Source organism: Ruegeria sp. YKSF57, from assembly GCF_059612585.1.
Genome location: NZ_JBXWQW010000010.1, coordinates 94043 through 103459 on the forward strand (window position 1 = coordinate 94043; position 9417 = coordinate 103459).

The window sequence follows — 9417 nt, forward strand, 5'->3', positions numbered from 1 at the left end:
AAATGTGATGAAAATCGAGGAATGCCATGACTGGCTGGTCAAGGTCGCAGGGAAATCAGCGCAGGATTTTTCCGGCGAAGTTCAGACATTGCAGGACAAGAAGGATTTTTTCGACACCAATTTTGACAAGAAATTCGAAAAGGCGACAACTGCCGTTCAAAAAGCTTTGCAAGGGCTGAAACTGTCGGGAAAAGAAGGGATCAACAACACGATTCTTACGACCATCGCCGAAGGTAAGCCGGTGGACTTCGGAACGATGGACGATGAATACGACACCCAGGCTGATCGCGCCGGGGCGCTAAAACGGATTGTGATCAAGGGCGAAGACGGGAAAAAGAAAAAGATCAAGTTCAACACGGAAGAAGGCCGCAATCTGGTACTGGGACTTGGAGAAGCGCTGAAGCCGATCATCGAAATGTCCCAAAAAATGGCGGATGAGCAACGTTCGGACGGAACCGGGCGCGTGTTTACGGACCGGGACATTGAAAAAGAGCTTTGGACCCCTCTGGTTCGGCAGGGGATCATCCCGTCCAACTTAGTTCCAGATAAGTTCTCTGAAACTGCAATCATTTTTCACAATGGCGTTGCCGCCTATCGCCAGCTTGCCGAGCGCGAAGAAGGGACGTCGATGGCATCCGACAAACTCGGTGCGGCGGCGGCTATTGCAAAAACCGCAGTGAATATTGGCAAGACCGCCACCAAGGAGGTTTTTCGGCACATGCATATCGAGGTGTCGACGCCCAGTAGAATGGATTTTGCGAAATTCATCTCAGCTCGCAATGGGGTGGATATCAGCACTGAAAACCAGGAAAAAATGACGGAGGTGGGCGCACTCATCGAAAGCGCGAAGGAGGCGGAAAAGGCCGACGGCGACGGAAAGTTGACCAGCGAAGAGTTCTACGAACTCAAGAAAGATGAGCTTAACGAACTTGGCATCAAATCCCCGGATGAGGCCAAGGCGCTCATGGCCGACCATGAGAACTACCTTAAGGATGTTGCCAAACTTGAAGGCATGGCGAATGCGCTGGATCAAGACGGCGATGGCGCCGACATTCTGGAAGCCGAATCCGATGAAGTCGGCAAAACGAGCGTTGCCGAACTTGTTCACGAAGAATGGGAGCAGAACGGTGGGAATCTTTCAAAGTCCGAATGGATAGATGTCGAGATCGAGACACTGACCGAAGACAGGGATGAAATAGATGGCCAGATCGAGGATCAGATAAAACTGCTTGAAGAACAGGGGCTGTCCGAGGAAGAGATTGCCAAGGATCCCACGCTTCTTGAGTTGCAGGCCGACCGGGATGAAATCACCCAGCAGATCAATGGCTATGAAGGCGCGGCTCTGGTCAGCGAATACGGCGAATACCTCAAGAAAAACGCGATTGTGGACGCGACTTCCGCTCTCGTCACAAGTGGGCTTGAAGCGGTTGAGAAACGTCGCCAACGCGCTGCCAAAAGGGACGTACTGGTCAATTTGTCCGAGGGTCTGACGGATGCGATCAGCAAGATGGTGGTGGTAACCGATTTCAGCGAGCTCAACCCTTTTGATGGGGATGGTCCCAGCTTAGGTCTTAAAACCGGCGATGATTTGACGCTGGAATCGAAAAACCTCCAACAACAGCACGAGGGACATTTCGGTGCGCTGGGGGCCAAGTTGTTCGCCCGTGGTGCCGTGCAACTGTCAAAGGCGATCAAACCCCCGCAAGGAGAGAACAAGAGCCGCAAGGAATACCTGCTGGATGCCATTGCTGACATGATCGATGCATCGGGCGAGGCTATCGCAGCCTCGGGTCATATTGAAGGTGGTCAGACGGATCTAGACGGAGATGGCCGCAAGGAAGGCGGCAAGAAAATCTTTGATGACGATGGCGACCTACGAGATGACTATGCCGCTTTAGGGGCGATCTTCAAATCTTCGGCAGTTGCGACCCGCAATATCGACAAGATGGTGGACGCGGCCAAGCGAGGTGACATGAAGGCATTGGTCGCCGAGATATCCCTGACCGTCTCGGCTGCTCCGTTCGGGTATTACATTGGCGACATCGGCGACAAGACCAGGCCTGAAATGGAGCTTTCGGAATTCGAGAAGCGCTGGGAAAACGGTGCCGAGAACGGACAATGGGTGGCTCCGGATGAAGAAGTTCGCGGCGCGGGTGGCCAGACCGATATGGGGATGAACAGCGACCGGGCCACAATCAACGATCAGCGTGGCGTGATAGAGGATATTCAGGATCTGGTGGAAGGCATTGATGATCTGTCCGCCAAGCATGCGCATAGAAAGGAGTTGGAAGAGAAACTCGCCCAAGCGCGCCAAACCGCGCGGAGTCTGAACAAAGACAAAGATCCGGATTTCTTGAAGTGGCTTAGCGTCGATGACAGGGGAAAGATCGACAAGGACCAATTGGAAAAAGCTCTGAAGAAGCTGGACCAGATGCTCAAGGATGCGCTTGAGACTGCGCGGCAGAACGCCAAGAAGACCGACAACGAGATCATTGATCGCCTCAGCCCGGTGGTCGACAAGGACAGCTTGAAGGCGTCAGTCACGAAACTCGACGCCCTGCTGGACAACGCCGACGACAACAACCCGCCCGATCCGAAGAAAGTGCAGCGGGAATTCAAGAAAATCCGCGACGAGATGCTGAAGGATTCCAGGATGCTTGCCAGCATTCAGGCGGAACAGCGTGAATCAGACATCGAGATCGAGTTGCTGAAGGAAAAAGCAGACCTGTCGCGTTTGGATTCAGTGCCGGAACAAGATCGCCCGAAGGAGAGAGAGAAGGCGATTCAGGCCATTGGCGAGTTGACACAAAAACTCAGGCAGGCCGAGATGTATCTCAAGATTGCTGACCAATCGACCAAAGGCGTATTTGGAATTGCTTTGGCTGCTGCGCCTGGTGGCGGATTGATGGTCAAAGTTCGCAATCTGATTGCGGATATCTGCAAGGCGTCCAAACGGACGCAGGATCTGAGGTTGTGGCTTAGCCAGGTCGAGAAGATGAGCGGAAACTATTCGGTCTACGAATATGCGTCGCAGGGTGAGGTCGACAAATTGGGCGCAGCGACGGGGTATGACTGGACCAAAGTCGCAGGCGATGTTGCCGGTGTTGTGTCAGAGACTGCCAAGTTGGTTGACCAGTCTCAGATCACGACTGCTTCAGCGGCAACTGTGGAAAAATCCATTCATGCCCTGAACAATGCCTGGTTCATGATCCATAAAAGAAAGGTGGTTCACGACGGGTGGCATGCGTTCAAGAAAGCTGAAAAAGACCCGAAAAATCGAAGGGCGGCGCGACAGGCAATCCGATCCAATACGACCCTGGGCAAGTGCGTGCTGGCTTACGGCGCCTGCATCGACGGCGACCCTCAGGCCCGAAGCGCGATGCAAGCCTGCGGGCTGACGCCTGAGGTTCTGCAAAACGACGATGACGTGTGTCAGTCCGCGATTGACTATCTGCGTGCTCGAATCATGGATTCTGAATTCGAGATTATTGGAGATCACTCCACCTCCGCCAACTGGATGACGTGCGAGGCGGAGCCTAAGTTAAAAAACTGGTACATTATCAAAGCCGCCGCTCGTGGACTTGACCCGGCGCTCAGCGACAAATCCTGCAAGACGGATTACATCGAAAGCAAGCTGGTGAAGTATGAACAGGCCATCAATGACGGTGAGGATCAAACCAAGATCGAACCATTGGCGCAGGCACTGCATCAGTCGATGTTGGCTTATTCTCCGATGGACAAGGAAAACAATCTTCACGTCAAGATGCAGATAGCGGTCAAGGAAATCGCGGCAAAGCTGGAACCGAACCTGCCGAAAGCTTGAGCCGTCAGCACTCAACCGAGCCTTGCCCGCCCGATTTTCGCGCCCGAAAAAAACACATGCCCGGAAGGTTTGCTTTTGTTCAATGTCGTTACCCACCTGGCTTCATCCAAGCGTCACAAATTTTTGCGAGGTATCATTTCCATGCTGAGGCCGTAAAAGGAATTCCTATTTCATAGGTTGAGCTTATGACATGGTAGGTATTATCGATTTTTCCTAGAGAGAAAACTCGGGAAACTGTGGATAGCTCTAAAGATTAGCCGGCCTCGAAGAAGGCACAAAAAAACGGTTCAAAAACAGCCCAACGGAGGAGAGAATTAATGAAGCTGAAATCACATGCTTTTGCCGCATTGGCGGCTGGTCTGGTGACCGCAACTGCTGCGGTGGCAGAGACGGAATTGACTGTTTATACGGCAGTCGAGGCAGAAGATCTTGCCAGATATGCTGAGGAGTTCAACAAGGTTCACCCAGACATAAAAGTCAATTGGGTGCGGGACTCGACCGGAATAATTACCGCGAAGCTTCTCGCCGAACGGGACAATCCCCAAGCCGATGTGATCTGGGGACTGGCTGCTACCTCTTTGTTGTTGCTGAAATCCGAGGGGATGCTGGAGTCCTATTCCCCGGTTGGCGTCGAAAACCTGGATCCAAAATTCGTTGATGGTGACAATCCTCCGGCGTGGGTAGGTATGGACGCGTGGGTCGCTTCTGTTTGCTACAACACGGTTGAAGCCGAGAAGGCAGGCCTTACACCACCGACTTCGTGGAAGGATCTGACGGACCCGCAATACAAAGGCCACGTGATCATGCCGAACCCGAATTCATCGGGTACAGGATTCCTTGACGTCTCGAGTTGGTTGCAGATGTTTGGGGAAGAAGGCGGATGGGAATATATGGACGCGCTGCACGAAAACATCGCGCGCTACACGCATTCGGGTTCGAAACCGTGCAAGCTTGCTGCCGCTGGTGAGGTGCCGATCGGGATTTCCTTTGCCTTCCGTGGCGCCAAGTCCAAGGCTGACGGCGCACCGTTGGAAATCATAGTGCCTTCTGAAGGTGTCGGTTGGGACATGGAAGCAACTGCAATCGTAGCAGGAACCGACGATTTGGAAGCCGCACAAAAACTTGTCGATTTCACTGTCACAAAAGAAGCCAACGTCATGTACAACACCGGCTATGCCGTGGTTGCCTATCCAGGCATTGCAAAGCCGGTCGAGTTCTTCCCGGAAGGTCTGCTGGATGCGATGATCGACAACGATTTCGAGTTTGCCGCGAACAACAGAGCCGAAATTCTGAAAGAATGGCAAGCCCGCTATGACGGTAAGTCCGAGCCGAAATAAGGCGCTTACAAGGAGGGGCGATGCCGCCCCTCCACTCAGCTACATCCGCCAAAACGTGATAATGATGACCGGTGCCACCCGCTGTTCGGGGACTGCGGCACTCGGTTCAATGCTGTAAGGACCAAATTCGTGCCCAAAGACCAATCTTCCGCCCCGTCAGGACAGGTGTATCTAAGCATCCGGAATTTGTGGAAAGCCTTCGGTGAGTTTTTGGCGCTCAAGGATATTTCGCTGGAAATCTTCGAAGGTGAATTCATCTGTTTTCTTGGACCATCGGGTTGCGGAAAAACCACGCTGTTGCGGGCAATCGCCGGGTTGGACTTGCAGACAAAAGGGACTGTTGAGCAGGCAGGGAAAGACATATCCCAACTGCCGCCGTCCGAACGGGACTTCGGCATTGTTTTCCAGTCCTATGCGCTGTTTCCGAACCTAACGATCGAAAAGAACATCGCATTTGGTTTGGAGAACACGGGGCGCAGCAAGCCCGAGATCGTTAGCAGGGTCGAAGAGTTGTTGTCGCTTGTCGGACTGCCGGATCAGGGCAAGAAATACCCTGCGCAGCTTTCAGGCGGCCAGCAGCAGCGCATTGCTCTGGCGCGGGCCATCGCGACCAACCCTGGTCTTTTGCTGCTGGACGAGCCCTTGTCTGCGTTGGATGCGAAAGTGAGAGTTCATTTGCGGCATGAAATCAAGGAGCTGCAAAGAAAGCTTGGCGTAACCACAGTGATGGTGACGCACGATCAGGAAGAGGCTCTGGCCATGGCGGATCGCATCGTCGTCATGAATCATGGCGTGATCGAGCAGGTTGGTTCGCCCACCGAAGTATATCGCGAGCCAGCTAACTTGTTCGTGGCCGATTTCATCGGTGAAATGAATCAGATCAACTCGTCGGTCAGCGACGGTGGTCGTCTGAGTATCGGCGAAAAGACGTTTGCTTGTGTCGAACACAGCTTTCCGGATGGAGCACCGGTAATTGCCGCGATCCGCCCCGAAGACATCATTCCACACGAGGCCGGATATATGGAGACCGGGGCCAATAGGAATTGCATCGACGTGGTGCTGGCCGAGATGGAATTTTTGGGGTCTTTCTGGCGCTGCCGGGTCCACAATCAACGGTTCGGGGGCGCCGAGTTGATTGCCGATTTTTCGATCAACGCCGTGCGCCGCCTCGAACTGGGCGAGGGGAAAGCGATGGTGATCGAACTCCCGGAAAGCCGGTTGATGGCCTTTGATACTTCGGAGGTTGATTGATGGCCCTATCCTCCCCTGATACGCAATCCCTGCCGCCAGGTCCGAATGTCAAAGGAAAGCTGAGCAGGGACGACATCATCATGCGCGCCAGCATGATGGTCATCGCACTTTACCTTGTCGTGACTCTGGCCTTTCCGCTCTATGCGATGCTGTCCAAGTCCTTTTCAACTTATCGGGTCGAGTTGTCCCAATACGAGTTCCAGGTCAGTGACGAAAGCGGTGTTTTTGATGGAACGATATTGAATGCGGCTGACCTGAATACGCAGCTTGACGTTTACAGCGACACCGATCTGGTCACCGGGTCAGATGGGCGTGTGGGCGTGACAGAGTTTTTTCCCGATTTCAGTTTCCGCAGTCCTGTCATGTACCAAGTGCGCAATACTACGGATACGGGACGGTTCCTTGTCGGTTCGACACTCAAGGAAGGCACGGACTGGATCACGCTGGATTCCAATACATTCCGGAGGGTCCAACTTCGTCCGGTGAAATCGACGGGGGTCGGCAACTTCGTCAACTATTTCTCGACACCCGCCCTGTTCAATTCGATCAAGAATTCCTTGTGGATCTCTGTCGTCAGTACCGTCGTAACCGTGTCGCTTGCCTTTTGGTTTGCCTATGCTCTGAACCGAAGCTGCATGCGCTTCAAAGGTGTATTCCGGCTGATTGCGATGGCGCCGATCCTTGTCCCGTCACTTCTGCCTGGGATTGCCTTGGTATATCTCTTCGGCAACCAGGGAATGATCAAGGAGGTATTGTTTGGGGCTAGTATCTATGGGCCCATTGGCATCGTTATCGGATCGGTGTTTTTCACTTTTCCACATGCCTTTCTTATCATCTCCACCGCACTCGCCATCTCTGATGCGCGCCTCTACGAAGCCGCGGTCAGCTTGCGGGCGACCCCGTGGCGCACTTTTTGGACCGTGACCATTCCCGGTGCGCGATATGGTCTGATCTCGGCGACGTTCGTGGTCTTCAACCTGGTGATCACCGATTTCGGCCTGCCCAAGGTGATTGGGGGACAGTTCAACGTTCTGGCGGTCGACATCTATAAACAGGTGATCGGCCAACAAAACTTTGAAATGGGGGCCGTGGTGTCGGTTGTACTTGTCATTCCGGCAATTCTGGCCTTTGCAATCGATCGAATGGTGCAATCAAAACAGGTGGCGCTACTCTCGGCCAGATCCGTGCCGTATCAGCCGTCTCCGAGTCCCGGAATGGATCGTCTGATGTTGGGCTATTGTTGCCTGATCGGGCTGTTCATCATCGGGCTATTGGCGGTTTGTCAATTCGCGGCCCTGATCAAGTTCTGGCCTTACGACCTCAGCCTCAGCGTTAAAAACTATCAGTTCAACAGGATGGATGGCGGCGGCTGGGCCTCGTATTTCAATTCGATCAGAATGGCGCTGCTGACAGCTTTCTTTGGCACCGTGATCGTGTTTTTTGGCGCCTATCTGGTTGAAAAATCCAACGGGTTCAGAACGGGTCGATCCCTGTTTCAGATGTTCGCTATGCTGCCGATGGCGATCCCCGGTATGGTTCTGGGTCTGTCCTATATCTTCTTCTTCAACAATCCTTCAAACCCCTTGAACACAATTTACGGGACAATGGCGATTTTGGTCATCTGCTCGGTGACACACTTTTATACTGTTTCGCATCTTACGGCTGTTACCGCGTTGAAACAGATGGATCGGGAGTTCGAATCCGTTTCCGCATCTTTGAAACAGCCGACAATGAAGCTTTTTGCACGGGTGACTGTTCCCGTTTGCTTGCCGGCTGTGTTGGATATTTCGATCTACCTCTTCGTCAACGCGATGACGACGGTGTCTGCAGTCGTGTTCCTGTATTCTCCGAAAACGTCACTTGCTTCGATTGCGGTGCTCAATATGGATGACGCAGGAGACATCGCCCCGGCAGCGGCGATGGGTATGATGATATTCTACACCAACGCGGCGGCGCGCATCATTCACCAGATGGCGTCCAGGGGCATATTGCGGCGAACGCAGGCCTGGCGCAGCCGATAGATGTGACCGCCTTCGACAGTTTCAATATTGGGCAGAGGCGTTCGTTTCTCTGATGACTTCGTGCGCAACAGCCATAAATGCCCGGATTATTTTCACATCCTGCCGTTGTTTGAGGCACACGAGTGTCTCGCTCATCTCGATATCCGCTCCAACCAGGCGCAACGGCCGGACACGTTCGTCATTGCCAAACTCCGCAAGGGATACAAATCCGATACCTGCGCCTGAGGCGACGACTTCGCGAACTGCCTCCCGCCCCTCGGCCACGATTGATGGGTGTAGCGACACACCTTGTGCTGCGGCGGTCTCTTCCAACTTCTGCCGCGTTTTGGAACCCTGCTCGCGATAGATCAGGGGAAACTCGGCAAGTTCCTTGATCGTCAGCGTGGTTTTCTCATCTGGCAAAAGATCGCAGGCGGCAAACGCGACGATCTCGGTTGTCGAAAGATTGAGGATTTCGACATCACGCCCAGGGGAAGGATTGCCGATGACTCCGATTTCCGCGTCGTAACTGCGCAGTTCATCCAGTATCTCTTCCGAGTTTCCGACCCGAAGCGAGATCGTGATATCCGGGTACCGCTTCTGGAACCGGCGCAGGATGGCAGTGACGTGGTGCGCTGAATCCGCGATGATGCGCAATTCACCGGTCACTGCCTGACTGGATTCCGACAGGAAATCCTCGATTTCCTGTTCGATCTCGAAGAACTGCTTGGTCAGGCGATACAGTTTCTCTCCGGCCTCGGTCAGCCAGACCTTCTTTTTCTCCCGGTGAAACAGCAGAACGTCGTGGTGCTGCTCCAGTTTTCTCACTTGTTCCGACACTGCCGGTTGGGTCAGTAGCATCGCTTCCGCAGCCCTGGAGAAACTCTTCAGGACTGCGACGTTGTGGAATGCTTTGAGTTGGCTGTATCCCATGGGTTTGGTTTTGTTTGGATGTATAGGTTTGTTTTATTGTTTGATCGTTTTTATCAATTTTTCACAATGGTTT

General features: G+C 53.4%; 5 protein-coding genes. 4 read left to right on the forward strand and 1 reads right to left on the reverse strand.

Features of this window, described 5'->3' with window-relative positions:
* The first annotated feature begins 7 nt into the window (after window positions 1-7).
* The 4 genes from AC2FLX_RS06370 to AC2FLX_RS06385 all read left to right on the forward strand — a co-directional run bounded on the left by AC2FLX_RS06370 (window position 8) and on the right by AC2FLX_RS06385 (window position 8432).
* On the forward strand, window positions 8-3823 hold the full coding sequence (locus tag AC2FLX_RS06370) for a hypothetical protein (RefSeq protein WP_496875394.1): 3816 nt from the start codon (window positions 8-10) through the stop codon (window positions 3821-3823).
* Window positions 3824-4140: 317 nt separating this feature from the next.
* Entirely contained in the window at window positions 4141-5160 is a 1020-nt protein-coding gene (locus AC2FLX_RS06375) for a putative 2-aminoethylphosphonate ABC transporter substrate-binding protein (protein WP_480749329.1), read from the forward strand.
* A 129-nt stretch (window positions 5161-5289) separates the two neighbouring features.
* Window positions 5290-6411 carry a putative 2-aminoethylphosphonate ABC transporter ATP-binding protein gene (locus AC2FLX_RS06380; RefSeq protein WP_480749330.1) on the forward strand — a complete coding sequence of 374 codons (1122 nt, stop codon included), beginning with the start codon at window positions 5290-5292 and terminating at the stop codon, window positions 6409-6411.
* The gene (locus tag AC2FLX_RS06385; protein WP_480749331.1) at window positions 6411-8432 is read left to right on the forward strand and encodes a putative 2-aminoethylphosphonate ABC transporter permease subunit; all 2022 of its coding nucleotides are present in this window, start codon (window positions 6411-6413) and stop codon (window positions 8430-8432) included. The genes AC2FLX_RS06380 and AC2FLX_RS06385 overlap by 1 nt, the downstream gene beginning before the upstream one ends.
* A gap of 21 nt (window positions 8433-8453) precedes the next feature.
* Here the strand turns inward: AC2FLX_RS06385 and AC2FLX_RS06390 are convergent, their stop codons facing one another.
* Window positions 8454-9344: a LysR substrate-binding domain-containing protein gene (locus AC2FLX_RS06390; protein ID WP_480749332.1), complete on the reverse strand. Its 891-nt coding sequence runs from the start codon at window positions 9342-9344 to the stop codon at window positions 8454-8456.
* Between the last annotated feature and the right edge of the window lie 73 nt (window positions 9345-9417).